We start from the raw sequence: 24,180 nt of genomic DNA on the forward strand, positions 1-24,180 counted from the left end.
CGGACGCCGTCGCGCACCGCAGGGCTGGCACAATCCCCGCATGCGCGTCCTCGTCACCGGCTCGACCGGTCCGCTCGTGCCCGACGGCGCGTGGCCCGGGGGCGCCGGCCCGACGTCGGCCGCCGGGCCCCGCCCGCGCGACGTCGCCCGCTGGTGGGAGCAGGCGTGCCGCACCGCCGTCACGGGCGGTCCCGCCGGCCCCGTCGTCGAGACGGACCACCTCGACCTCGCGAGCGCAGGGCCCGGCTTCCTCGACGCCGTGGAGCCTGTGGCCCCGGAGGTCCTCGCGGGCGTCGTCCCCGGACCCGGAGGCGTGGGGGTCCCCGTCGCGGTGCGGCGCGACCCCCGGACCGGCACCGTCTACGCCGACGCCTCCCAGGTCCCCGCCGTGGACGACGCCGGGCCGCGCGGGGGAGAGGACGGCCCGGCGGGCCCGCTGCCGGCCCGGTCGTCCGCGGCCGTCGGCCGCCTCCTCGCGCTGGCCGCGGAGGCGGCGCGGTCCGCCGACGGCCGCCGTGGACGCGTCGTCCTCGCGACCGGGGGCGCGCGCAGCCACGACGCCGGGCGGGGGCTCCTCCACGCGCTCGCCGGTCCCGGCGAGGAGGGCCGTCCGGTGGTCGACGTGCTGCGCGCCGCACGACGCGTGCTGCGGGACGTGGACCTCGTCGCAGCGGTCGGCACCGACGCACCGCTGCTCGGGCTGCACGGCGCGAGCGCGGCGCTCGCGGCCCGCGGGGTCGACGACACCGTCGCCCAGGACCTGGAGCGCCGGCTCGGCGCCGTCGCGCACGACGTCGCGGCGGCCGTCGAGGTGCTCGACGGCGAGGGTTCCGCGCCGGTCGGGCGAGACCTGCTCGCCGCGGCGGCGCCGCGCCGGCTCGCCGGCGGCTCCGGCACGGGCAGCGGCGGGGGCGCGGCCTTCGCCGTCGCGGCGCTCGGCGGGCGGCTCGTCCCGGCTCTGCGCGTGGTCGCGGACGCGGTCGGGCTCGACGACCGCCTCGCCGCCGCCGACCTCGCCGTCGTCGTCGCGGACGAGCTCGGTGCGCACGAGCTGGGGGAGGGGGCGGTGCTCGAGGTGGCCCAGCGCGCCGCGCGGCACGCGGTGCCGGTCGTGGTCGTCGCCCGGTCGGTCGTCGCCGGCCGGCGCGAGCAGGCGGCCGCCGGGCTGAGCGGTGTCTACGCGTGGGGGCAGGACCCTGCGCAGGGTCTCGTGGAGCGCGTCGCCCGGACGTGGTCGCGCGCCTGACGCCTCGGGTCTGGCGGTGTCGCGGACCGGCGCGTCGGGGACCGGCGCGTCGCGGACCGCGTTCAGCCGAGGTCGACGCCGCCGTCGGGCAGCACCCGCCACGCGGGGTTGTGGGCGACCTCCCAGACGAGGCCGTTCGGGTCGGCGACGTGCGCGTGGAAGACGCCGCCGAAGCGGCCCTCCTGCGGTGCCTTGCGCAGGTCGCCCCCCGCGGCGAGCATCCGCTCGACGACCTCGGTCACCTCGTCCCGCGAGCCGACGTTGTGGGAGAGGGTGACGCCGGCCACCGACGGGTCGTGCCCGCCGACGGCCTGGTCCTCGACGAACTTCGACCGCTCGAAGAAGCCGAGGAGCTGCCCGGCCGCGGAGCGGTAGAAGAGGATCTCGCCGGGGACGTCGAGCTGGGCGGTCCAGCCGAGCGCCGCGTAGAAACGACGCGCGGCGTCGAGGTCGCGCGTCGCGATCGTCAGGAAGTGCACCGCCTGGTCCATGGCCGCCCCTGTCGTGCCCCGATGTCGTCGACCCGGTGTCGCCGGGCGCGTTCGACCCTACGCCCCGCGCGCGTCGTAGACTCGGGAATACGACCGGCACGTGTGGTGTTGAGGACCTGACGGGATCTCTCGGGAGAACGACCCGGGGACCCACGAGAGCCGGCCACCACCGGGGCACACGTGCCCCCGACAGCGCGGAGACGAGATGAGCGAGACCACCGAGACTGCCACCCACGGCGTCGACCTGACCGATGTGGCCGCGGACAAGGTCCGCACCCTCCTCGAGCAGGAGGGCCGTGACGACCTGCGTCTGCGGGTAGCGGTGCAGCCCGGCGGCTGCTCCGGCCTGATCTACCAGCTCTACTTCGACGAGCGCCTGCTCGAGGGCGACGCGCTCCGCGACTACGACGGCGTCGAGGTCGTGGTCGACAAGATGAGCGTCCCCTACCTCGAGGGCGCGACGATCGACTTCGCCGACACCATCGAGAAGCAGGGCTTCACGATCGACAACCCCAACGCGGGCAGCGCCTGCGCGTGCGGCGGCTCGTTCAGCTGACGCACCGGTCCACGGACTCGACGAGAGCCCGGTCCCCTCGGGGGCCGGGCTCTCGTCGTCCTCCCGCGGGAGGCCCGTGACCGCGAGGGAGGGCCTGGCGCTCAGGCGCCGAGCGCGACCGTCACGGCCCACGCCGCGGGCGAGCCCGGCAGCTCGCGCTCCTCGACCACGCGGTGGCCGCGCATGCGCGCCCACGCCGGGACGTCCAGCCGCGCGGCCGGGTCGGTCGACCACACGGTGAGCAGGTCGCCCGCTCCGCGCTCGCGAGCCGCCGCCGCGAGGCGGATCACCGGGAGCGGGCAGCGCAGCCCGCGGGCGTCCACCACGACGGCCCCGTCGTCCCCGCCCACGGCGCCGGCCGTTCCGCCGGTGGTCACAGCCCCTCCACCCCGAGCGCGGCACGGACCCGGGCGACGGCACCCGGCAGGACGGCGAGGAGGCGCTCGACGTCCTCGTCCGACGTCGAGCGGTCGACCGCGACGCGGACGTTGCCGTGCGTGAGGACGCCCATCGCCGCGAGGACGTGGGACGGCTCGAGCGCGCTCGACGTGCACGCCGAGCCCGACCCGACGGCGATCCCCTCGCGGTCGAGCTCGGTGAGCAGCGCCTCGCCGTCGACGTAGAGGAACGAGAACGTCACGACGTGGGGGAGGCGGTCGACGGCGTCCCCGACCACCTCGACGTCCGGGATCGTCGCGACGCGCGCGCGGACGCGGTCGACGAGCGCGCGACGGCGCGCGTCCTGCGCCTCCCGGTCCGAGAGGACGGCCTGGAGACCCACGGCGGCGGAGAACGCCGCGGGGACGCTCACGCCGCCGGGCGCGAGCGGGTCGGGGTCCTCCGGGAACGGGCTGCGTCGTCGGACGCGCGAGCGCAGGGCGAGGACGCCCACGCCGGGGGCCGCGCCCCAGTCGCCCGGGTCCGCGGCGAGCGCGTCCCACGACGGCCCGACGGGGGCGTGCCCGAGGCTCGCGCCCGCGTCGACGAGCAGGGGGACTCCCGCCGCGCGTGCGGCCTCGTGGACCTCGTCGACCGGCTGGAGCGTGCCCACCTCGCCGTTGGCGTGCTGCAGCGCGGCGAGCGCCGTCCCGGAGCGGGACACGGCGTCGGACATCGCGGTGGCGTCGACCCGGCCCGAGGCGTCGACGGGCACCACCAGGCGGTCCAGCCCCCCGTGCTCCGCGGCGTGCAGCACGGCGGAGCGCTCGACCGCGCCGACGACGACGCGCGTCCCGGCCCGCCGTCGTCCTGCGGCCAGGGCCGCCACGGCGGTGTGGAGGGACGTGGTGTGCGACGTCGTGAACACGACCTCCTCGGTCCGCGCGTCGAGCGCGGCGGCCACGGCCTCGCGGGCGCCGTCGAGCAGCGCCGCCGCGCGGCGGCCCTCGGCGTGGAGCCGGCGCGGGTCGGCCCAGCCGTCGTCGAGCGCCTGCTCGAACGCCTCGCGGGCGAGCGGGTGCCACGGAGCGCGTCCCCCGTTGTCGAGGCGGACGCGGGACGGGCGGGTGGTGTGCGTCACAAGGTCTCCAGCATCGCGTGAGGAGGGGGCTGCGCAGGGCCGCACGGACCGGCCCGGGCCACCGGCCGCGCGGTCTATCCGGCAGGATCGTTGCGCTCGCGCGGGCCCGCGGCCGCCGTGCGCCGGACACGAGCACGGTACCGCCGAACGTCTGCGGCCCGCCGCCGCCGAAGGATCTGACAGACTCGCCCGGCGTGTTCCGAACCGGGCCTGACCGGCGCGGACGTGTCGGGGATCTCCCGCCGGTGGACGGCGTTCCGGGGCACGAGGGGCGGAATCCCGCGCTAGGCTTCGTGTGTCGAGGACGAAGGTCCTGTGCTGGGCTCGTGGAGACGGGTTCGGGCAGGACGTGACGTGAAAGGCCCCCCTTGCACTCGCAACCCCCTAGCCGCACACGGCGCACCATCCTGCGGGCGACGGCTCTCGCCGTCGCCGTCGCGGCGGTGGCGTCCGGCTGCGCCAGCGACACGGTCCAGCGCGGGTTCCTGCCCGGATACGACGACGGGGAGGTGACCAACCAGACCGCACGGATCACCTCGTTGTGGAACGGCTCGTGGATCGCCGCGCTCATCGTCGGCATCATCACGTGGGGCCTGATGCTCTGGTGCGTCGCCGCCTACCGCAAGCGCAAGGACGACCACGTCCTGCCGGTCCAGACGCGCTACCACCTGCCGCTCGAGATCATGTACACGGCCGTGCCGATCCTCATGGTCCTCGTGCTGTTCTTCTACACGGACCGCGACATGAGCGCGATCCAGGATCGTGACGTCGAGTCCGACATGACGATCCAGGTCATCGGCAAGCAGTGGAGCTGGGACTTCAACTACGTCGACGAGGACGTCTACGAGTCGGGCCAGCACCTGGCCGACGTGGGCGGGACCCTGACGGAGGACGCCGCGATCGACGGTGCTCCCGGCACGGGTGCGGCGCTGCCGACCCTGTACCTGCCGGTCGACGAGAGCATCCGGTTCGAGCTGCAGTCCCGCGACGTCATCCACTCGTTCTGGGTCCCCGCGTTCCTCTACAAGCAGGACATGATCCCGCACCGCACGAACGAGTTCGTCGTGACCCCGACCCGCGAGGGCGTCTACGCCGGCAAGTGCGCCGAGCTCTGCGGCGAGCACCACTCGGGCATGCTCTTCAACGTCGAGGTCGTCGACCGCGCCGAGTTCGACGCGCAGATGGAGGCGCTCCGCGAGAAGGGCCAGGAGGGGCAGATCCCCGTCGAGGGCTTCAGCCGGCTCCAGGACCCGAACCCCGTCGCCGCTACCACGGAGGGTGAGCACTGATGGTCGCGCAGGCCGAAGTCGTCCCCGGTCTCGCGCCCCGGCGCCAGACCCTCGGGCGGACCGTGATCAAGTGGGTCACGTCCACCGACCACAAGACGATCGGGTACCTCTACCTGATCTCGTCGTTCATCTTCTTCTGCATCGGCGGCCTCATGGCCCTCGTGATCCGGGCGGAGCTCTTCGAGCCCGGGATCCAGCTCGTGCAGAGCAAGGAGCAGTACAACCAGCTCTTCACGATGCACGGCACGATCATGCTGCTGCTGTTCGCCACCCCGCTCTTCGCGGGCTTCGCGAACGTCATCATGCCGCTGCAGATCGGTGCTCCCGACGTCGCGTTCCCGCGGCTGAACATGTTCGCGTACTGGCTCTACCTCTTCGGCGGGCTCATCGCCTCGGCGGGCTTCTTCACGCCGCAGGGTGCCGCGTCGTTCGGGTGGTTCGCCTACGCACCGCTGTCGAACACGACGTTCAGTCCAGGGCTCGGGGGAGACCTCTGGGTCTTCGGCCTCGCGCTCGCCGGCTTCGGCACCATCCTGGGCGCCGTCAACTTCATCACGACGATCATCACCATGCGCGCTCCCGGCATGACGATGTTCCGGATGCCGATCTTCACGTGGAACACGCTCGTCACGAGCCTCCTCGTGCTCATGGCGTTCCCCCCGCTGGCCTCGGCGCTGTTCGCCCTCGGCGCGGACCGCCGCCTGGGTGCGCAGATCTTCAACCCCGAGAACGGGGGCGCGATCCTCTGGCAGCACCTGTTCTGGTTCTTCGGGCACCCCGAGGTCTACATCATCGCGCTGCCGTTCTTCGGCATCGTCACGGAGATCCTGCCGGTGTTCAGCCGCAAGCCGATCTTCGGCTACAAGGGCCTCGTGTACGCGACGATCGCCATTGCGGCGCTCTCCGTGACGGTGTGGGCGCACCACATGTACGTCACCGGTGCGGTGCTGCTGCCGTTCTTCGCCTTCATGACGATGCTCATCGCCGTCCCGACCGGTGTGAAGTTCTTCAACTGGATCGGCACGATGTGGCGCGGCAAGCTGACGTTCGAGACGCCGATGCTCTGGTCGATCGGCTTCCTCGTCACGTTCCTCTTCGGCGGCCTGACGGGCATCATCCTCTCGAGCCCGGCCCTGGACTTCTCCCTGTCGGACTCGTACTTCGTCGTGGCGCACTTCCACTACGTCGTCTTCGGCACCGTCGTGTTCGCGATGTTCGCCGGCTTCTACTTCTGGTGGCCCAAGTTCACGGGGCGCATGCTCAACGAGCGCCTCGGCAAGATCCACTTCTGGCTGCTCTTCATCGGCTTCCACACCACGTTCCTCATCCAGCACTGGCTGGGCGTCGAGGGCATGCCGCGCCGCTACGCGGACTACGCGCCGTCGGACGGCTTCACCTGGGAGAACCAGGTGTCGACCGTCGGAGCGTTCATCCTCGCCGCGTCGACGCTGCCCTTCCTGTGGAACGTGTACACGACGTGGCGCAACGCACCCAAGGTCACCGTGGACGACCCGTGGGGCTACGGCCGCTCGCTCGAGTGGGCGACGTCGTGCCCGCCGCCGCGGCACAACTTCACGTCGCTGCCGCGCATCCGTTCCGAGTCGCCGGCCTTCGACCTGCACCACCCCGAGGTCGCGGCGATGGACCACGCCGAGCCGAACCCCAACATCCTCGAGCAGGTGTACGGCGAGGCCGACCGTCGCGGTGAGAAGAGCGTGGCGCTCGACCGCCTGAGCGGCAGCGACGAGGCGAGCAGATCCTCGTCGACGACGATCATCGACGAGCCCGGCACGACGGGCCCGACGGACGAGGAGACGGGCAAGTGAAGGTCGAGTACAAGCTGTTCCTCTACGGGACCCCGTTCTTCGTGCTCGCAGGAGTCGTCTACGGCTTCTGGAGCGGCTGGGAGCCGGTCGGGTCGGTCGCGATCCTCCTGACGGCGGCACTCGTCGCGATGATCGGTGGCTACCTGGCCCTCACGGCGAAGCGGATCGACGCGCGTCCCGAGGACGACCCGGACGGGCTCGTCGAGCAGGGTGCCGGCGACCAGGGCGTCTATGCGCCGTGGAGCTGGTGGCCGCTCGCGATCGCGTCCGCCGGCGCCATCACGTTCCTCGGCCTCGCCGTCGGATGGTGGCTCGTCTACGTGGGCGTCGTCTTCGGAGCGATCGCGCTGGTCGGGTGGGTCTTCGAGTTCTCGCGCGGGCAGCACGCCCACTGATCCACCGCGGTTGCCGCGCAGGCAGCTGACGAGCATCGGCCCGGCCCTCCCTGCGGAGGTGCCGGGCCTTCGTCGTAAGCCCCCGGGCTCGGCGCGAGGCTCGGCAGGCAGACAGACGCGTTCACAGAGTGGCTCGTGCAGCCTCCGGTCTGAACCCGCGGGGGGCGCGCGAGCGCTGCCGAGAACGTCCTGGGGGCCGTTATCCGATGGATAGCGGCCCCCAGGACGTTCTCGTCGTCAGGCGGTGTCGTCTGGCTGTGTGCTCAGGGGACGATGAGCCCGGCGGTCTGGGTGCGGGCGCGCTGGAGGCGGGCCTCGGCGTCGGTCCAGCTGACGAGGTTCCACCAGGCGGTGACGTAGTCGGCGCGCACGTTCTGGTAGTCGAGGTAGTAGGCGTGCTCCCACACGTCGAGCAGGACGATCGGGGTCAGGCCGAGGGGGATGTTGCCCTGCTGGTCGTAGAGCTGGACGGTGATGAGCTTCTGGCCGATGGAGTCCCAGGCGAGGATGGCCCAGCCGGAGCCCTGGACGCCTGCGGCGACGGCGGCGAACTGCTTCTTGAAGGCGTCGAAGGAGCCGAAGTGCTCGTCGATCGCGGCGCCGATCTCGCCGGTGGGCTCGCCGCCGCCCTCGGGGGAGAGGTTGGTCCAGAAGGCGGAGTGGTTGACGTGGCCGCCGAGGTTGAACGCGAGGTTCTTCTCGTGGAGGTTGATCGCGGCGAAGTCGCCGGACTCGCGGGCCTCGGCGAGCTTGTCCAGGGCGGTGTTGGCGCCGGTGACGTAGGCCTGGTGGTGCTTGGAGTGGTGCAGCTCCATGATCCGCCCGGAGATGTGCGGCTCCAGCGCACCGTAGTCGTAGGACAGCTCGGGCAGCGTGTAGACAGGCATCCGAAGTACCTCCTCGTTGGGCCACCGCAGGGTAGTCGTCGTCGCGGTGGCGGGTCGGTGGGCGACGGGAGGCGGTTGCGTGGTTCAGCCGCCCCCGGAGACGCCGATGACCCGCGACCGGCCCTCGGAAGTCCGAGGAGCTGTGTCGCGGGTCACCGTCCTACTGTGCAGGAACGTCAGGGACGACGCTCGTCGGCACCGCCCTCGGGCTCGACCAGGTCACGGCCGCCACCGACGGCGGCACCGGACTCGAGCTCGGCGTGGGAGCCGCCCTCGATGGCGTCGTGCTCGCCGTGCGAGTGGGCGGCGGCGAGCTCGACGGGCGTCACCGGCTCCACGCGGTCCTCGTAGAAGAACCGGGAGAGACGCTGCATGCGCTTGTCGCTCTTGTAGCCCTTGCGCCGCACACCACGCGAGTCGGTGGCCGGCTCGATCTCGAGCGGCGCGTGCGCCTGGTAGTTGACGCGCAGCCAGCGCTCCTGCTCGTCCAGCGGGCGGTGGACCTCGATGTACTCGCCGTGCGCGAACCGCACGATGCGTCCGGTCTCGTGCCCGTGGAGCACGAGCTCCCGGTCCTTGCGCTGGAGCCCCAGGCAGATCCGCTTGGTGATCCAGTACGCGAACCACGGACCGACGAAGAACAGGATCCGGAACGCCCACGTGATCGTGTTGATCGACATGTGGAAGTGCGTGGCGATGAGGTCGTTCGAGCCGGCGAGCGCCAGGATGATGAACGCCGTCAGGAACGCGACGCCCAGCCCGGTGCGGACGGGGACGTTGCGCGGGCGGTCGAGGACGTGGTGCTCGCGCTTGTCCTTCGTCACCGCGGCCTCGAGGAACGGGTAGACGAAGAGGAACGTGAACAGCAGACCCGGGACCACCACGGCGGGGATGAGCACGTTCAGCGGGACCGTGTAGTCGCCCCAGGTCACGAACTCCGCCCCACCGGGCATGAGTCTCAGCGATCCCTCGAGGAACAGCATGTACCAGTCCGGTTGGGCGCCCGCGGACACCGGTGACGGGTCGAACGGCCCGTAGTTCCAGACGTTGTTGATCGCCATCGTGCCGCCCATGAGGGCGAGGATGCCGAACACGACGAAGAAGAAGCCGCCGGCCTTGGCCACGTACACCGGGAACAGCGGGAAGCCGACCACGTTCTTGTCGGTGCGGCCACCGCCCGGGTACTGCGTGTGCTTGTGCAGCACGACGAAGAAGAGGTGGAGGGCGACGAGCGCCAGGATCAGGCCCGGCACGAGCAGGATGTGCACCGTGAACAGTCTCGGGATGATGTGCTCGCCCGGGAACTCGCCGCCGAAGATGAAGTACGACAGGTACGAGCCGATGAGCGGGATCGCCTTGACGACGCCGTCGGTGATGCGCAGGCCGTTGCCGGACAGCACGTCGTCGGGGAGCGAGTAGCCGGAGAAGCCGGCGGCCAGACCCATGATCATCAGCAGCATGCCGACGATCCAGTTGACCTCGCGCGGCTTGCGGAAGGCACCCGTGAAGAAGACGCGCATCATGTGGGTGACGATCGCGGCCATGAAGACGAGCGCGGCCCAGTGGTGGATCTGCCGCATGAGCAGACCGCCGCGGACCTCGAACGACATGTTCAGCGTCGACGCGAACGCGTCGGACATGAGCACGCCGTCCATGGAGGCGGGCTCGCCGTGGTACGTGACGAGCGACATGCTCGGCACGAAGAACATCGTCAGGAAGATGCCCGTGATGATGAGCACGATGAACGAGTAGAGCGCGATCTCGCCGAGCAGGAACGACCAGTGGTCGGGGAAGACCTTGCGCGCGAACTCCTTGACCGCGGAGCCGATGCTCGTCCGCTGGTCGAGGTAGTCCGCCGCCTTGCCCGCGCGCGTGGTGGGTGCGGCACCGCCGGCGCGGGCGGTCGGTGCGGCGTTCCCGGTGCTGGTGGTCACTTCAGACGCTCCCAGAAGCTCGGACCGATGGGCTCGTGGAAGTCGCTCTGCGCGACCAGGTAGCCCTCGTCATCAACGGTGATCGGCAGCTGCGGCAGGGGCCGCTTGGCGGGGCCGAAGACCACCTTGGCGCCGTCGGCCACGTCGAACGTCGACTGGTGGCACGGGCACAGCAGGTGGTGCGTCTGCTGCTCGTAGAGCGCGACAGGGCAGCCGACGTGCGTGCAGATCTTGGAGAACGCGACGATGCCGTCGTACGACCAGGTCTCCCCCTCGGGGGACTGGTCGGCCTGCAGGTCGCGCGGGTCGAGACGGACCAGGAGGACGACGGCCTTGGCCTTCTCCGTGATCCACTCGTGGGACTGACGCTCCTCCTCGGAGACGTCCGGGATGATGTGCACGACGGACCCGATCGTCACGTCGGCCGCCTTGATGGGACGGCCCGACGGGTCGATCGCGAGCCGCGTCCCGGTCCTCCACATCGTGTGCTTGAACTTCGACACGTTCCAGTCGCCGCCGACGCTGCTCACGAGCGGCACGGCGATGGTCAGCGGGAAGAGCGCGAGCGCGGAGATCACGGCGCCCTTGAGGACACCGCGGCGGGCGATGCCGGAGTCCTTCACGCCGGCCTCGAGCTCGGCGATCGCGGCGACGCGCGTCTCCTCGTCGCTCGCGACCGGGTGGCGCTCGTCGACCTTCTCGTGGTCGGACATCAGGGTCTTGGCCCAGTGCACGGCGCCGAGGCCGATGCCGAGGAGCGCGAACGCGATCGCCACGCCGAGCGAGAGCGTCGAGAGACGGACCCCGGCCGTGGTGCCGTCCGGCGGCAGCGCGAAGTAGACGACCATCGAGGCGATGGTGCCGATCACGGAGATGCCGAACAGGGTCGCGGTCTGACGCTCGGCACGCTTCGCGGCCCGCGGGTCGCGGTCCGCCTGGCGGCTTTTGTGCTCCGGCAGCCCCGGGTCCGGGAACCGCTCGAGGGTTCCGAGCTCCTCGCGGTGCCCGACCTCGCGGTGCGAGGACTCAGGCGATCGCGGGTTCTGGTAGTCGCTCACGAGGACTTCGCTCCGATCCACACCGCGGCCCCGATGAGGAGGCCCATTCCGACGATCCACGCCCACAGGCCCTCGCTGACGGGGCCGAGGGAGCCGAGGCTGAGGCCGCCGGCCGAGCCCTCGCGCTGGTCGACGAGGAACGCGATGACGTCGCGCTTCTCCTCGGGCGTCACGGTCGCGTCGTTGAACACGGGCATCGACTGCGGCCCGGTGAGCATCGCCTGGTAGATGTTGCGCTCGGAGACGTCCCACAGCGGGGGTGCGAACTTGCCCTCGGAGAGTGCGCCACCGGCGCCGACGGCGTTGTGGCACATGGCGCAGTTCGTCCGGAAGATCGAGGCGCCGTTGGCGATGTCGCCCAGCTCGGCGTCCACCTGCTCGTCCGTCGGGATCGCGGGACCGGCACCGAGCGACGCGACGTAGGCGGCGAGCTGCGCCGTCTGCTCCTCGTCGAACTGGCGGGGCTTCTGGAGCGCCTGCGGCCCGTCCATCTGCATGGGCATGCGGCCGGTGGACACCTGGAAGTCGACCGAGGCCGCACCGACGCCGACGAGCGACGGAGCGGAGTCCGTGCCCTCCGCGTTCGGCCCGTGGCACGTGGCGCAGTTGGCCTGGAACAGCTTCTGGCCGGTCTCGATGTCCTCGGTGCTGGCGGTCTCGGCGTTCGCCGGGGTCGGTGCAAGGGCGGCGTAGACGCCACCGGTCACCAGCAGCGCCAGCAGCAGCAGCACGACCGGCGCGAGGCGGTGGTGTCTGCGGGCGGCGAGTGCCTTCACGAAATGATCCTCGTCTCGCAGGTGGGGGAGCAGGGGGCGGGAGGTCTGGCGGGGCGCGGGGCCCGGTGGGAGGTCAGCGCAGGATGTAGATCACGAAGAACAGCGCGATCCACACGACGTCGACGAAGTGCCAGTAGTAGGACGTCACGATGCCCGTCGTGGCCTCGTGGTGCCCGAAGTTCTTGGCCGAGAACGAGCGGCCCAGAAGGAAGAGGAAGGCGATGAGCCCGCCGACCACGTGCAGGCCGTGGAAGCCCGTCGTGATGTAGAAGACCGAGCCGTACGGCGTGGAGGAGATCGAGACGCCGTGCTCGACGAGCTCCGCGTACTCGAAGACCTGGCCGCCGATGAAGAACGCGCCCATGAGGAACGTGAGCGTGATCCACTCGTTCATGCCCCAGCGGTTGACCTGCCAGATCGAGCCGGTGCGCACGGGCTGGAAGCGCTCCGCGGCCCAGACGCCCATCTGGCACGTCACCGACGACAGGACCAGCACGATGGTGTTCGTCAGGGCGAAGGGGAAGTTGAGCTTCTCCGCCTGCGCGGCCCACTCCTCGGCGGGCATCACCGAGCGGACGGTGAAGTACATGGCGAACAGGCCGGCGAAGAACATGAGCTCGCTGGCCAGCCACACGATCGTCCCGACCGAGACGGGGTTCGGTCGGTTGACGCTCACGTGCTGATGGGCGTGGGGGGCAGCCGTTGCGGTCGACACAGCAGCCATTATGGCCGACGTCAGGGCGGTTCGCGGCACCGGGCGTGCCACCCGTGGGCGGTGAATCTCACAAAGTCTCCAGATCTTCCCACACGGACCTGCACTTGGTGACGGATCCCCGTCAAGTGCCATGAAATCGGCGGCGACCGGGACGGGCGTGCCTCCGACCGGGTGCGGACCGCTGCAGGTCGGAGGTCCCGGGGCGGGGGGACCGTCCAGGGGTGCTGCGAGCGCGCCGGACGTGCCAAGATGCCAGCGTGAGCCGGGCTCCACCGCCCGCCTGCTCCGACCGCCGAGGACGAAGGTGACGGTGACGACGATGACGACGACCGTGACGACCACGCACGGGGACGCCGCGACGCCCCTCGCGCGCGCGCCGCGCATCCTGCTGTACAGCGACGACGTGAGCGTGCGCGAGCAGGTGCGCCTCGCCGTCGGGAGGCGGCTCCGGGCGGGCAGCCCCGACATTACGTGGCACGAGGTCGCCACCGCGACCGCCGTCGTCGGCGCGGCCGACGCCGGCGGCTGGGACCTCATCGTCCTCGACGGGGAGGCCGACAAGGCCGGGGGCATGGGCCTGTGCCGGCAGCTGAAGAACGAGATCTACCGCTGCCCACCGGTCCTGGTCCTCACCGGCAGGCCGCAGGACGGTTGGCTAGCATCGTGGTCGCTCGCCGACGACGCGGTGCCTCGCCCGTTCGACGCGGTGGAGCTGCAGCGCGCCGTCGCCGACCTGCTGGGTGCCGCCGGCACCCCGTGACCGACCAGCCGAAGGGCAGGACCTCGTGACCGCCACCTCCCATCCCGCCAGCACGACACCGGGTCCGACGGGGGCGACGCGGTCCTGGCCGGCGCTCCTCGCCGAGCTGGTCGCGGGGCGGGACCTGACGGTCGACGACGCGTCGTGGGCGATGGACCAGGTGATGTCCGGCGAGGTCTCGCCGGTGCGGCTCGCGAGCTTCCTCGTGGCGCTGCGGGCGAAGGGCGAGACGGTCGAGGAGCTCACCGGTCTCGCGGACGCGATGCTCGGGCACGCCAGCCGGTTCGTGGTCGAGGGACCCTCGGTCGACATCGTCGGCACGGGCGGCGACCAGGCGCACACCGTGAACGTGTCGACCATGGCGGCCCTCGTCGTCGCGGGCGCCGGACCGCGGGTCGTCAAGCACGGCAACCGGGCCGCGACGTCGTCGTCCGGTGCCGCGGACGTGCTCGAGGCCCTCGGGATCCGGCTCGACCACGGACCGGAGCGCGTCGCGCGGATCGCGGACGAGGCGGGCATCACCTTCTGCTTCGCGATGGTCTTCCACCCCTCCATGCGCCACGCGGGCGTGGCCCGCAAGGAGCTCGGCATCCCCACCGCGTTCAACGTCCTCGGGCCGCTGACGAACCCCGCGCAGCCCCCGGCGGCGGCGATCGGGGTCGCCGACCGCCGCATGGCGCCGCTCATCGCGGGCGTCCTCGCCGCGCGCGGGACGTCGGCGCTCGTCTTCCGGGGCGACGACGGTCTCGACGAGCTGGCCGCCACCGGGACCGCGACGATCTGGGAGGTGCGTGACGGCGTCGTCGTCGAGCACCGCCTCGACCCCGTGACGGACCTCGGCCTCGCGGCGATCGCCGTCGAGGACCTGCGCGGCGGCGACGCCGTGCACAACGCGGAGGTCGCGCGACGGTTCCTCGACGGCGAGCCCGGGCCGGTGCGCGAGACGGTGCTCCTCAACGCGGCCGCGGCGCTCGTCGCCGACGCCACCCTTCCGGGGACCGGCGACGGACCGCTCGTCGAGAGGCTGCGTGCGGCCTACGGCCTCGCGGCCGCGAGCGTCGACTCCGGCTCCGCGCGCGAGGCGCTCGCCCGCTGGGCCGAGGCGGCCGCGCGGGACTGACCGCGGGGTGCGCGAGCCGACCGCGAGGCGTCTCGCCCGACGTGCAGGGCCGCGACGTGCCGGGCCGCGAGTCCCGGACGTCGGGACGTCAGTCGTCGAGACCCAGGGCGAAGGCCTGCTCCAGGTCGACGTTCGAGTACGCGCGGAACGCGATGAAGGTCTCGGTACGGACGACGCCCGCGACCTTGCTGATGCGGTCGGCGATCACGTCGGCGAGCTGGTCGTGCTCGTGCACGCGGACCATGGCCACGAGGTCCGCCTTGCCCGTCACCGAGTAGACCTCGCTGACGCCCCGGAGGTCCGCGACCTCGGACGCCACCTCGGGGATGCGTGCGGGGTCGGTGTCGATCAGGACGATGGCGGTGATCATGGTTCCTCCGGGGACGGGTCGTCGTCGTGCGCCCACTCTACGGGCGCGATCCGGGCGTCCTCGGGCACGCCGTGCCGGGCCACCTCGCGCGCCGTGACGGCGGGGTCGGCGTGGGAGCGGGCGGAGCGGACGGGGGACGTCCAGGCGCCGGTCACGTCGACGAGGCGCACCCCCGGCTGCTCGAGCCACGCGAGCACGATCTCGGCCTCGTGGGGATGGCACGCGGGAGCGGGCGGGACCGGCGCGGGGACCGCCTCCGCCGTGGAGACGAGCGCCCCGACGAGCGGCCACGGGTCCTCGCCGGGACGGCTCACGCCCGTCGCGGCGAGCCGGGCGTGGCGCACCACGACGATCTCCCACCCGCCGGCCTCGGTCTCGCGCGCTGCGACGAGCTGCTCGCACGCGGACAGCGGGGCGAGGCGCTGCGCGCGCCCGGCGCCCGCGAGGAACGCGCGCAGCCGGTGCGTGACGTCCCCGGCCTGCTCGTACCGCTCCTCCCGGGCGAGCGCGGCGATGCGCCGACCGAGCTCGGCGACGACGTGCGACGGGTCGCCCTCGAGGGCGCCGCGGACCGCGTCGGCGACCGCGGAGTAGCCGGTGTCCGGCGTCGCCGCGGTGCACGGTGCCGAGCAGCGGCCCATCTCGGCGAGCACGCACGCGCTCGCGCCCGCGCTCGCGACGACGGGCAGGCGCCGGGTGCACTGCCGGATGCGGAAGGCGTCGTGGAGCGCGTCGACCGCGGCCTGGGCCTGCCGGGCCGACGAGAAGGGGCCGATGTGGGCGGCGGGCGCCCGGACGTCGCGCACGACGGACAGGCGGGGGTACGCCTCGTGGGTCAGGCGCACCCAGGTCATGCGCTCGGGGTGGCGCGAGCGCCGGTTGTACCGGGGCGCGTGCTCGGCGATGAGCCGCAGCTCGCGCACCTGCGCCTCGAGCGGGGTCGCGCACACCACGGGCGTGACGGCGTGCGCGATGCGGACCATCTCGGTGATGCGGCCCCGCTTCTCCGAGCGCGTGAAGTACGAGCGCACGCGGCGCCGGATGGAGGTCGACGTGCCGACGTACAGGACCTCCTCGCCCGGTCCGCGGAACAGGTACACGCCGGGCGCGTCGGGCAGGCCGTCGGCCAGGTGCCGCTTGCGCCGGACGTCCTGGGGCACCGGGTCCGTCGCGGTGGCGAGGTCCTCGAGGTGCGTCACGCCGAGCGGGCCGAGGCGGCCCAGCAGGGCGTGCAGGACGTCCACCGTCGCCCGCGCGTCGGCGAGGGCACGGTGGTCGGGCGTGACCGTCGCGCGGAAGAGCGCCGCGAGCGTCGAGAGCTTGTGGTTCGGCGCCTCGTCGCGCGTCACGACGCGACGCGCGAGCGGCACCGTGTCGAGCACCTGGTTGCCGGGCCAGTCGTACCCCGCCGCCGCGCACGCGGCCTTGAGGAACGAGATGTCGAACGGCGCGTTGTGGGCCACGAGGACCGCGTCGCGCGCGAACTCGAGGAAGCTCGGCAGGACCGCCTCGATCCGCGGTGCCGCGGCCACCATCGCTGACGTGATCCCCGTCAGGCGCGCGACGAAGGCAGGGACCGGGCGACCCGGGTCGACGAGCGTCTGGAACTCGCCCAGCACCTGTCCGCCGCGCACCTTGACGGCACCGATCTCGGTGATGCCCTCGGCGGCCGGGGACCCGCCCGTCGTCTCGAGGTCGACCACGACGAACGTCACGTCGCTCAGCGGTGTGCCCAGGTCGTCGAAGGAGGCCTGGACCGCCGTCCCCCGGGTCACCGCCGCCGCCGGCTGAGCCGTGTCCTGAGCAGCGCGGGGAGGTGACAGCAGCGGGCTCGGCGACATGGCGGGAAGGCTAGCCACGGCCTCCGACAGCGACGGCCCTCCCGGCGTGCACCGGGAGGGCCGTGGGCCGGACGGGGACGGGTCAGCGCACGGGTGCGGGCCCGTCGACGTAGAGCGCGTCGACGTCGGCGGCGAAGTCCTTCATCACCTCGGACCGCTTCACCTTGAGCGACGGCGTGAGGTAGCCGTTCTCGACCGTGAAGTCGGTGGTCAGCACGGTGAACTTGCGGATCGACTCCGCCCGCGAGACGGCCTGGTTCGCGCGGGTGACGGCCGCGTCCAGCGCCGCGAGGACGTCGGCGTCCTTGGCCGCCTCCTCGACGGAGAGCTCGCCCTTGCCGTGCATGCTCGCCCACCCGGGCAGGCCCTCGGGGTCGAGGGTGACGAGCGCGCCGATGAACGGCTTCTGGTCGCCGACCACGACGCACTGCGACACGAGCGCGTGCGCCCGGATCCGGTCCTCGAGCATCGCGGGCGCCACGTTCTTGCCGCCGGCCGTGACGATGATCTCCTTCTTGCGGCCGGTGATCCGCAGGAAGCCGTCCTCGTCGAGGGAGCCCAGGTCCCCGGTGCGGAACCAGCCGTCGACGAACGCGTCCTGCGTGGCCTGCTCGTTGCCGTGGTAGCCGCGGAACACGTGGTGACCCTTGAGCAGGATCTCGCCGTCCGCCGCGATGCGGACCGCGCAGCCGGGGAGCTGCGTGCCCACCGTCCCGATCCGCGTGCTCTGCGGGCGGTTGACCGCCGTGGGCGCCGTCGTCTCCGTGAGGCCGTAGCCCTCGAGGATGCGCACCCCGATGCCGCGGTAGAAGTGCCCGAGCCGCTCGCCGAGCGGCGCGCCACCCGAGACGGCGTACTTCGCGTGCCCGCCGAGCGCGTGGCGCAGCTTCTTGAACACCAGCGCGTCGGCGACCTTGTGCTGCACCCGGAGGCCGATGCCGGGGCCCTTCGGGTCGTCGAGCGCGCGCGAGTAGGCGATCGCCGTCGCCGCGGCCCAGTGGAAGATCTTCAGCTTGCCGCCCGCGGCCGCCTTCTGCTCCGAGGAGTTGTAGACCTTCTCGAACACGCGCGGCACCGAGAGGATGTAGGTCGGCTTGAAGGTGGCCAGGTCCGCGAGCAGGGTCTTCGTGTCCGGGGTGTGGCCGAGCACCGTCCCGCCGGCGACGACGAGCACCCCGATGAACCGCGCGAACACGTGGGCGAGGGGCATGAACAGCAGCGTGCGCGCCCCGGGCTGCTTGAAGACCTCGGGCACGGCCTCGACCGCGTTGACGGTGAGCGAGTAGAAGTTCTCGTGGGTGAGCTCGGCGCCCTTCGGGCGGCCCGTCGTCCCGGACGTGTAGATGATCGTCGCGACGTCGGCGAGGTCGGCCAGGCCGCGGCGGCGGACGATCTCCGCGTCGTCGACGGCTGAGCCGTCAGCGGTGAGGGACGCGACCGCCCCGCTGTCGATCACGAGCACGTCGCCGAGCGAGGGCGTGCTCTGCCGGACCTCCTCGACCGTCGCGGCGTGGGCCTCCGTCTCGACGACGAGGAGGCGCACGTCGGCGTCGGACAGGATCCACTGGACCTGCTCCGCGCTCGAGGTCTCGTACAGCGGCACCGGCACGGCGCCCGCGGCCCACGTGGCCCAGTCGAGGAGCGTCCACTCGTACCGCGTGCGCGACATGATGCCCACGTGGTCACCGGGCTGGATCCCGCGCGCCACGAGCCCCTTGGCGACGGCGACGACCTCGGCGTCGAACGCGCGCGCGCTGAGCGCCTCCCACGAGCCGTCCGGTCCCGTGGGGCGTTCGACCATGGGCGCCGCCGGGTCGGCCGCAACACGGCTCGCGAGAAGGTCGTTGAGGTTCTTCGACGGATCGACTTCGACGATCCGTGGGGCGCTGATCTCGTCCATGCTGGCTCCAGTGGCAGTAGTCGACGGTGGGAGAACCCTACCCAGTGGCGATGCGTGCCGGGGACCACCGGATGTCGGTAGGCTTCAGTCGCTGTGCGCTGCTTGCGCAACGTTTCGCGCGTGCGTGGAGTTCCGGCCCGACGCGTCCTCGCGCGCCCGGCCGCGGGCGCCCGGCATCGGCTCGGTCAGCGACTTCTAGCGAGTGAGGACGGGACATGCACGCCATCGGTGTGGACATCGGCGGGACGAAGATCGCGGCCGGCGTCGTCGACGACAAGGGTGAGATCCTCGCCCAGACGCGTCGCGACACCGAGCCCGACGACGTCGCGAGCATCGACCGCGCGATCGCCGAGGTGTACGCCGAGCTGTCCGCCGTCCACGAGGTGGGTGCCGTGGGTCTCGCGGCCGCCGGGTTCGTCAGCCCCGACCGGACCTCCGTGCTCTTCGCACCCAACATCGCGTGGCGCGAGTACCCCCTGGCGCGCAACGTGCGCGACCTGATCGGCGACGAGGACGTGCGCATCGTCGTGGAGAACGACGCCAACGCGGCCGGCTGGGCGGAGTTCCAGTTCGGCGTGGCGCGCGACGCGACCGACATGCTCATGCTCACCGTGGGCACCGGCCTCGGCGGCGCGATCGTCGTCGACCGCGAGCTCGTGCGCGGACGGTGGGGCGTCGCCGCCGAGGTGGGCCACATGCGCGTCGTGCCCGGCGGGCACTACTGCGGGTGCGGGCACGAGGGCTGCTGGGAGCAGTACGCCTCGGGCACGGCGCTCGTGCGCGACGGCCAGGGCGCGCTCGTCGCGCAGCCCGACCGTGCGCACCGGCTCCTCGAGCTGTGCGGCGGCGACGCCGACAAGCTGACGGGCCCGCAGATCACGCAGGCGGCGCAGGAGGGCGACGACCTCGCCGTCGAGCTCCTCGCGAACCTGGGCCGCTGGATCGGCGAGGGCGCGGCGTCGGTGACCGCACTGCTCGACCCGGAGCTCATCGTCATCGGCGGCGGCGTCGGCGCTGCCGGCGACCTCCTCCTGCAGCCGGTCCGCCGCGCGTTCGCCGACCAGCTCTCCGCGCGCGGCCACCGGCCGGAGGCGAAGATCGAGCTCGCCGAGCACGGGAACGAGGCCGGCATCGTCGGCGCGGCCGATCTCGCGCGTCGCTGACGTGCCCGCCGGAGGGGCGGTCCGCAGACCACCCCTCCCGCGGCCCGGTCAGACGACGGCGCCCGGCCCCCGGTCGTCGTCGCGCCGGTGCGGCATGCGCCACAGCAGCACGGCGAGCCCCGCGAGGAACGCGACCCCGCCGACCTGCGCCACGACCACCGGGAACGGTCGCGCGACGACGAGCAGGACGAGCAGGACGACCGGCACCCCGACGACGAGCGACCACGCCATCGTCAGGAGCGGGTCGCGACCGAGCACGAGCGGCGGGTCCGGGGGCACGAAGTGGCTCTCGGCCTCCTCGAGCGCCTCCACGTCGGGCGTCGCGGGCCAGTCGCGCGGACCGGGGGGCTGGACCCAGGGCGCGACCGGCACGGAGCCGATCACGTCGCGCCCGCGGGGAGCCTCGCCCGTGCCCGACGCCGTCCCGCGGCCGGGCACCTCGCCGTCGGCCGGGCCGGGGCGCGCGGGGCCGGGATCGAGGTCGGACAGGTCGCCGAGCTCGGCGACGATGCCCGCCCAGCGTGCGTCCACGTCCAGGTTCTCGTCCCCGCTCGTCCCGCCGCTCGTCTCGCCCGCCGCGTCGCGGCTCGCGTCGGCCGCCCCGGCGTCCTCGGTGACGGGGTCGGGGTCGGTGCCGTCGGGCTGGGGACGATCGGCGTCGGAGGGCTCCGGCGTCCCGTCCGGGGAGGGCTCGGGGACGTCGTCGGGGGGTCCGGCGTCCGGCTGGGCATTCGGTGCGGCCATGACAATCACTCTAGAGTCGGATGCACGTCCCGCGCCGGGACCCCGCGAGGAGGAACGTTGTTCTACTGGTTCATGAAGCAGGTGATGGTCGGACCCCTTCTCCGGGTGCTCTACCGTCCCTGGACGCGGGGCGTGGAGAACGTGCCCGATTCCGGTGGTGCGATCCTCGCGAGCAACCACCTCGCCGTCATCGACTCGTTCATCCTGCCGCTGGTCCTGGGCCGCAAGGTGCAGTTCCTCGGGAAGTCCGACTACTTCACGGGGACCGGGGTCAAGGGCCGGCTGACGGCAGGCTTCATGCGCGGCGTCGGGACGATCCCGGTCGACCGCGCGGGGGGCAAGGCGAGCGAGGCCGCGCTGAGCACCGGTCTGCGGGTCCTGCGCGACGGCGACCTCTTCGGCATCTACCCGGAGGGCACGCGCAGCCCGGACGGCCGGCTGTACCGCGGCAAGACCGGCGTCGCCCGCCTCGCGCTCGAGTCCGGCGCGCCCGTGGTCCCCGTCGCGATGATCGGGACGAACATCGCCCAGCCCATCGGCAAGGTCATCCCGAAGCCGATGCGCATCGGGATCGTCGTCGGCGAGCCCCTCGACTTCTCGCGCTACCGCGGCATGGAGAACGACCGGTTCATCCTGCGCTCCGTGGCCGACGAGATCATGTACGCGATCATGCGGCTCTCGGGGCAGGAGTACGTCGACATCTACGCGGCGACCGCCAAGGCCCGGATCGCCGCCGGTCACCAGGAGGTCGAGCAGGGCGGAGGGGCCCCCGGCGGGCGTCCCGTCCCCGACGTCCAGGTGCCGGAACCGCCGCCGGAGCCCGACGCCGCATCAGTAGACTGAGCCGGGCGGACGCGACCGCGAGCACCGGGTCCGTCGCCGGCCCTCAGGGTGCCCACCTCCGCCGTCGGCCGCACGAGCACGACGGCCCCGGGCGCCAGCAGATCCCGTCCCACGGATCCCGTCCCACGAGAGGTTCTGAGTTCACATGTCGGTTCGTCGCGTCGCCCTCCTCACCGCGGGCGGCTTCGCCCCGTGCCTGTCCTCCGCCGTCGGCGGGCTCATCGAGCGGTACACGGAGCTCGACCCGGAGATCGAGATCATCGCCTACCAGTACGGCTACCACGGCCTGCTCACGGGCACGAAGATCGTCGTGGACGACGAGGGCCGCAAGCAGGCCGGCCTGCTGCACCGCTTCGGCGGCTCGCCGATCGGCAACTCGCGCGTCAAGCTGACGAACGCGAAGGACTGCGTCAGGCGCGGGCTCGTCCAGGAGGGCGAGGACCCGCTGCAGGTCGCGGCCGAGCAGCTCAAGACGGACGGCGTGGACGTGCTCCACACCATCGGCGGCGACGACACCAACACGACCGCCGCCGACCTCGCGGCCTACCTGCACGACAACGGGTACGAGCTCACGGTCGTGGGCCTGCCCAAGACGATCGACAACGACGTGATCCCGATCCGCCAGTCGCTCGGCGCGTGGACCGCGGCCGAGGAGGCCGCCGGCTTCGCGGCGAACGTCATCGGCGAGCACCGCTCGGGCCCGCGCATGCTCATCGTGCACGAGGTCATGGGCCGCCACTGCGGCTGGCTCACGGCGGCGTCCGCGGCCGAGTACCGCAAGTGGCTCGACGCCCAGGAGTGGGCCCCGGCGCTCGGCCTGACGCGCGAGCGCTGGGACGTGCACGCCGTGTTCCTGCCCGAGCTGGCGCTCGACATCGACGCCGAGGCCGAGCGGCTCAAGGGCATCATGGACTCCCAGGGCAACGTCAACATCTTCCTGTCCGAGGGCGCCGGCATGCACGAGATCGTCGCCCAGCTCGAGGCGGCGGGCGAGACCGTCGAGCGCGACCCGTTCGGCCACGTCAAGCTCGACACGGTCAACCCCGGCCAGTGGTTCGCGAAGCAGTTCGCCGAGAAGCTGGGCGCCGAGAAGGTCATGGTCCAGAAGTCCGGCTACTTCTCGCGCGCCGCGGCCGCGAACGCCGAGGACCTGCGCCTCATCAAGTCGATGACCGACCTCGCGGTCGAGTGCGCGCTGCGCGGCGAGTCCGGCGTCATCGGCCACGACGAGGAGCAGGGCGACCGCCTGCGGGCGATCGAGTTCCCGCGCATCGCGGGCGGCAAGGCGTTCGACGTCACGCAGGCGTGGTTCGGCGAGCTGCTCGACGGCATCGGGCAGCCCCTCGTCGCCGCCGCGCCGGCCGCGCACTGACGCCGGCGGCACGGCGATGACCACCACGAGCGAGCCGGAGGTCGGCACCGACCTCGACCACTTCCGTTCCCTCGTCGCGCTCCAGCAGCCGACGTGGCCGGACGAGGCGGCGCTCGCCGACGTGCGCGAGCGCCTGTCGGCCTCCGCGCCGCTCGTGGTGCCCGCCGCCGCCGACACCCTGCGCTCCCGGCTCGCCGCGGCGAGCCGGGGCGAGGCGTTCCTCCTCCAGGGCGGCGACTGCGCCGAGACCTTCGCGGAGGCCAACGCCGACCGCATCCGCAACAAGATCCGGACCATCCTCCAGATGGCCGTGATCCTCACGCACGGCGCGAGCACGCCGGTCGTGAAGATGGGCCGGATGGCCGGGCAGTACGCCAAGCCGCGCAGCTCGGACAGCGAGACGCGCGGCGGCGTCACGCTCCCCGCCTACCGCGGCGACATGATCAACGGCCACGCCTTCACCGCCCGCTCGCGCGTCCCGGACCCCGAGCGGCTCGTCGAGGCGTACCAGATCTCGAGCGCGACGTGGAACGTCGTGCGGGCCTTCACCACCGGCGGCTTCGCCGACCTGCGCCAGGTCCACGAGTGGAACCGCGGCTTCATGCGGAACCCCGCCTACGCGCGCTACGAGCAGACGGCGTCCGAGATCGACCGCGCGATCCGCTTCATGGACGCGTGCGGCGCCGACTTCGACGCGCTGCGCACGGTCGAGTTCTTCGTCAGCCACGAGGCCCTCGTGCTCGACTACGAGCGCGCGCTCACGCGGTTCGACGCGCGGACCGGCGACGCGTACGACACGTCCGCGCACTTCCTGTGGATCGGCGAGCGCACGCGCCAGCTCGACGGCGCGCACGTCGAGTTCCTGTCGCGCGTCGCCAACCCGATCGGCGTCAAGCTCGGTCCCACGACCTCGCCCGACGACGCCCTGGCGCTCGCCGAGCGGCTCAACCCCGGACGGGTGCCGGGGCGCCTGACGTTCATCTCCCGCATGGGCGCCGGCAGGATCCGCGAGGCGCTGCCCCCGCTCGTCGAGGCGGTCGCGCGCGAGGAGGTCCCCGTCACCTGGGTGACCGACCCCATGCACGGCAACACCATCACGTCCGCGAGCGGGTACAAGACGCGCCGCTTCGACGACGTGCTGGACGAGGTGCGGGGGTTCTTCGAGGTCCACCGTGCGGCGGGGACCGTCCCCGGCGGCCTGCACGTCGAGCTCACGGGCGACGACGTCACCGAGGTGCTCGGCGGGTCCGAGGAGATCGACGACGCGGGCCTGGCGCTGCGGTACGAGACGCTCGTCGACCCGCGGCTCAACCACCAGCAGTCGTTGGAGATGGCGTTCCAGGTGGCGGAGATGCTGCGACGCTGAGCCGCCGGC

General features: G+C 72.5%; 23 protein-coding genes. 11 read left to right on the forward strand and 12 right to left on the reverse strand.

The window, feature by feature from the left end; translation table 11 throughout:
* Positions 1-40 precede the first annotated feature (40 nt).
* Positions 41-1,246, forward strand: coding sequence for a glycerate kinase (locus tag ACWPWV_RS14200; protein WP_454043603.1), 1,206 nt, complete (start codon positions 41-43; stop codon positions 1,244-1,246).
* 62 nt (positions 1,247-1,308) lie between these two features.
* On the opposite strand, the gene ACWPWV_RS14205 is transcribed toward ACWPWV_RS14200, so the two are convergent.
* Positions 1,309-1,737, reverse strand: coding sequence for a VOC family protein (locus tag ACWPWV_RS14205; protein ID WP_454043604.1), 429 nt, complete (start codon positions 1,735-1,737; stop codon positions 1,309-1,311).
* A gap of 205 nt (positions 1,738-1,942) precedes the next feature.
* Here ACWPWV_RS14205 and erpA point away from each other — a divergent pair, with 205 nt between their 5' ends.
* Positions 1,943-2,293 (forward strand): iron-sulfur cluster insertion protein ErpA, encoded by a 351-nt coding sequence (erpA, locus tag ACWPWV_RS14210; protein ID WP_454043605.1) that lies wholly within the window; start codon positions 1,943-1,945, stop codon positions 2,291-2,293.
* 101 nt (positions 2,294-2,394) lie between these two features.
* Here erpA and ACWPWV_RS14215 read toward each other — a convergent pair whose 3' ends face one another.
* Both ACWPWV_RS14215 and ACWPWV_RS14220 read right to left on the reverse strand, forming a co-directional pair.
* Complete coding sequence (locus ACWPWV_RS14215; RefSeq protein WP_454043606.1) at positions 2,395-2,670, reverse strand: sulfurtransferase TusA family protein; 276 nt, start codon at positions 2,668-2,670, stop codon at positions 2,395-2,397.
* Positions 2,667-3,812: a cysteine desulfurase family protein gene (locus ACWPWV_RS14220; protein ID WP_454043607.1), complete on the reverse strand. Its 1,146-nt coding sequence runs from the start codon at positions 3,810-3,812 to the stop codon at positions 2,667-2,669. Before ACWPWV_RS14220 ends, ACWPWV_RS14215 begins: the two co-directional genes overlap by 4 nt.
* A gap of 368 nt (positions 3,813-4,180) precedes the next feature.
* Here ACWPWV_RS14220 and ctaC point away from each other — a divergent pair, with 368 nt between their 5' ends.
* From ctaC to ACWPWV_RS14235, 3 genes are read left to right on the forward strand one after another with little or no spacing between them, the layout of a single operon-like run.
* Positions 4,181-5,101, forward strand: coding sequence for an aa3-type cytochrome oxidase subunit II (gene ctaC, locus ACWPWV_RS14225; RefSeq protein WP_454043608.1), 921 nt, complete (start codon positions 4,181-4,183; stop codon positions 5,099-5,101).
* Positions 5,101-6,927 (forward strand): aa3-type cytochrome oxidase subunit I, encoded by a 1,827-nt coding sequence (gene ctaD, locus ACWPWV_RS14230; protein WP_454043609.1) that lies wholly within the window; start codon positions 5,101-5,103, stop codon positions 6,925-6,927. The genes ctaC and ctaD overlap by 1 nt, the downstream gene beginning before the upstream one ends.
* A complete protein-coding gene (locus ACWPWV_RS14235; protein WP_454043610.1) occupies positions 6,924-7,322 on the forward strand; it encodes a cytochrome c oxidase subunit 4 in 399 nt (132 codons plus the stop codon). Before ctaD ends, ACWPWV_RS14235 begins: the two co-directional genes overlap by 4 nt.
* Before the next feature lie 263 nt (positions 7,323-7,585).
* On the opposite strand, the gene ACWPWV_RS14240 is transcribed toward ACWPWV_RS14235, so the two are convergent.
* From ACWPWV_RS14240 to ctaE, 5 genes are all read right to left on the reverse strand, one after another.
* Positions 7,586-8,209 carry a superoxide dismutase gene (locus tag ACWPWV_RS14240; protein WP_454042142.1) on the reverse strand — a complete coding sequence of 208 codons (624 nt, stop codon included), beginning with the start codon at positions 8,207-8,209 and terminating at the stop codon, positions 7,586-7,588.
* A gap of 176 nt (positions 8,210-8,385) precedes the next feature.
* The gene (gene qcrB, locus ACWPWV_RS14245) at positions 8,386-10,143 is read right to left on the reverse strand and encodes a cytochrome bc1 complex cytochrome b subunit (protein ID WP_454043611.1); all 1,758 of its coding nucleotides are present in this window, start codon (positions 10,141-10,143) and stop codon (positions 8,386-8,388) included.
* Positions 10,140-11,201 (reverse strand): cytochrome bc1 complex Rieske iron-sulfur subunit, encoded by a 1,062-nt coding sequence (qcrA, locus tag ACWPWV_RS14250; protein WP_454043612.1) that lies wholly within the window; start codon positions 11,199-11,201, stop codon positions 10,140-10,142. The genes qcrB and qcrA overlap by 4 nt, the downstream gene beginning before the upstream one ends.
* The gene (gene qcrC, locus ACWPWV_RS14255; protein WP_454043613.1) at positions 11,198-11,977 is read right to left on the reverse strand and encodes a cytochrome bc1 complex diheme cytochrome c subunit; all 780 of its coding nucleotides are present in this window, start codon (positions 11,975-11,977) and stop codon (positions 11,198-11,200) included. The genes qcrA and qcrC overlap by 4 nt, the downstream gene beginning before the upstream one ends.
* A gap of 73 nt (positions 11,978-12,050) precedes the next feature.
* Positions 12,051-12,701 carry an aa3-type cytochrome oxidase subunit III gene (gene ctaE / locus ACWPWV_RS14260; protein ID WP_454043614.1) on the reverse strand — a complete coding sequence of 217 codons (651 nt, stop codon included), beginning with the start codon at positions 12,699-12,701 and terminating at the stop codon, positions 12,051-12,053.
* A 310-nt stretch (positions 12,702-13,011) separates the two neighbouring features.
* On the opposite strand from ctaE, the gene ACWPWV_RS14265 reads away from it, so the two are divergent.
* Both ACWPWV_RS14265 and trpD read left to right on the forward strand, forming a co-directional pair.
* Complete coding sequence (locus tag ACWPWV_RS14265; RefSeq protein WP_454043615.1) at positions 13,012-13,452, forward strand: hypothetical protein; 441 nt, start codon at positions 13,012-13,014, stop codon at positions 13,450-13,452.
* A 25-nt stretch (positions 13,453-13,477) separates the two neighbouring features.
* Positions 13,478-14,572 carry an anthranilate phosphoribosyltransferase gene (gene trpD / locus ACWPWV_RS14270; protein ID WP_454043616.1) on the forward strand — a complete coding sequence of 365 codons (1,095 nt, stop codon included), beginning with the start codon at positions 13,478-13,480 and terminating at the stop codon, positions 14,570-14,572.
* Between the two features lie 88 nt (positions 14,573-14,660).
* Here the strand turns inward: trpD and ACWPWV_RS14275 are convergent, their stop codons facing one another.
* From ACWPWV_RS14275 to ACWPWV_RS14285, 3 genes are all read right to left on the reverse strand, one after another.
* Positions 14,661-14,942: an Lrp/AsnC family transcriptional regulator gene (locus tag ACWPWV_RS14275; protein WP_454043617.1), complete on the reverse strand. Its 282-nt coding sequence runs from the start codon at positions 14,940-14,942 to the stop codon at positions 14,661-14,663.
* Complete coding sequence (locus tag ACWPWV_RS14280; RefSeq protein ID WP_454043618.1) at positions 14,939-16,783, reverse strand: DEDD exonuclease domain-containing protein; 1,845 nt, start codon at positions 16,781-16,783, stop codon at positions 14,939-14,941. The genes ACWPWV_RS14275 and ACWPWV_RS14280 overlap by 4 nt, the downstream gene beginning before the upstream one ends.
* An 82-nt stretch (positions 16,784-16,865) precedes the next feature.
* Positions 16,866-18,683, reverse strand: a complete 1,818-nt coding sequence (locus ACWPWV_RS14285) for an AMP-dependent synthetase/ligase (RefSeq protein ID WP_454043619.1) — start codon at positions 18,681-18,683, stop codon at positions 16,866-16,868.
* Between the two features lie 215 nt (positions 18,684-18,898).
* Between ACWPWV_RS14285 and ACWPWV_RS14290 the strand changes: the two genes are divergently transcribed.
* A complete protein-coding gene (locus ACWPWV_RS14290) occupies positions 18,899-19,846 on the forward strand; it encodes an ROK family glucokinase (RefSeq protein WP_454043620.1) in 948 nt (315 codons plus the stop codon).
* 48 nt (positions 19,847-19,894) lie between these two features.
* Here ACWPWV_RS14290 and ACWPWV_RS14295 read toward each other — a convergent pair whose 3' ends face one another.
* Complete coding sequence (locus tag ACWPWV_RS14295) at positions 19,895-20,590, reverse strand: hypothetical protein (RefSeq protein WP_454043621.1); 696 nt, start codon at positions 20,588-20,590, stop codon at positions 19,895-19,897.
* Positions 20,591-20,647: 57 nt separating this feature from the next.
* Between ACWPWV_RS14295 and ACWPWV_RS14300 the strand changes: the two genes are divergently transcribed.
* From ACWPWV_RS14300 to ACWPWV_RS14310, 3 genes are all read left to right on the forward strand, one after another.
* Positions 20,648-21,433: a lysophospholipid acyltransferase family protein gene (locus ACWPWV_RS14300; RefSeq protein ID WP_454043622.1), complete on the forward strand. Its 786-nt coding sequence runs from the start codon at positions 20,648-20,650 to the stop codon at positions 21,431-21,433.
* A gap of 145 nt (positions 21,434-21,578) precedes the next feature.
* Complete coding sequence (locus ACWPWV_RS14305; protein ID WP_454043623.1) at positions 21,579-22,805, forward strand: pyrophosphate--fructose-6-phosphate 1-phosphotransferase; 1,227 nt, start codon at positions 21,579-21,581, stop codon at positions 22,803-22,805.
* Positions 22,806-22,821: 16 nt separating this feature from the next.
* Positions 22,822-24,171, forward strand: coding sequence for a class II 3-deoxy-7-phosphoheptulonate synthase (locus tag ACWPWV_RS14310; RefSeq protein WP_454043624.1), 1,350 nt, complete (start codon positions 22,822-22,824; stop codon positions 24,169-24,171).
* The last annotated feature ends 9 nt before the right edge of the window (positions 24,172-24,180 follow it).

This window comes from Cellulosimicrobium sp. Marseille-Q8652, assembly GCF_965112045.1.

Coding starts and splice junctions, on each gene's coding strand:
- ACWPWV_RS14240 (WP_454042142.1), bottom strand. CDS start 8,209: ATGCCTGTCTACACGCTGCCCGAGCTGTCCTACGACTACGGTGCGCTG.
- ACWPWV_RS14200 (WP_454043603.1), top strand. CDS start 41: ATGCGCGTCCTCGTCACCGGCTCGACCGGTCCGCTCGTGCCCGACGGC.
- ctaE (WP_454043614.1), bottom strand. CDS start 12,701: ATGGCTGCTGTGTCGACCGCAACGGCTGCCCCCCACGCCCATCAGCAC.
- ACWPWV_RS14205 (WP_454043604.1), bottom strand. CDS start 1,737: ATGGACCAGGCGGTGCACTTCCTGACGATCGCGACGCGCGACCTCGAC.
- erpA (WP_454043605.1), top strand. CDS start 1,943: ATGAGCGAGACCACCGAGACTGCCACCCACGGCGTCGACCTGACCGAT.
- ACWPWV_RS14310 (WP_454043624.1), top strand. CDS start 22,822: ATGACCACCACGAGCGAGCCGGAGGTCGGCACCGACCTCGACCACTTC.
- ACWPWV_RS14275 (WP_454043617.1), bottom strand. CDS start 14,942: ATGATCACCGCCATCGTCCTGATCGACACCGACCCCGCACGCATCCCC.
- ACWPWV_RS14295 (WP_454043621.1), bottom strand. CDS start 20,590: ATGGCCGCACCGAATGCCCAGCCGGACGCCGGACCCCCCGACGACGTC.
- ACWPWV_RS14305 (WP_454043623.1), top strand. CDS start 21,579: ATGTCGGTTCGTCGCGTCGCCCTCCTCACCGCGGGCGGCTTCGCCCCG.
- ACWPWV_RS14290 (WP_454043620.1), top strand. CDS start 18,899: ATGCACGCCATCGGTGTGGACATCGGCGGGACGAAGATCGCGGCCGGC.
- ACWPWV_RS14280 (WP_454043618.1), bottom strand. CDS start 16,783: ATGTCGCCGAGCCCGCTGCTGTCACCTCCCCGCGCTGCTCAGGACACG.
- ACWPWV_RS14285 (WP_454043619.1), bottom strand. CDS start 18,683: ATGGACGAGATCAGCGCCCCACGGATCGTCGAAGTCGATCCGTCGAAG.
- ctaD (WP_454043609.1), top strand. CDS start 5,101: ATGGTCGCGCAGGCCGAAGTCGTCCCCGGTCTCGCGCCCCGGCGCCAG.
- ACWPWV_RS14265 (WP_454043615.1), top strand. CDS start 13,012: ATGACGACGACCGTGACGACCACGCACGGGGACGCCGCGACGCCCCTC.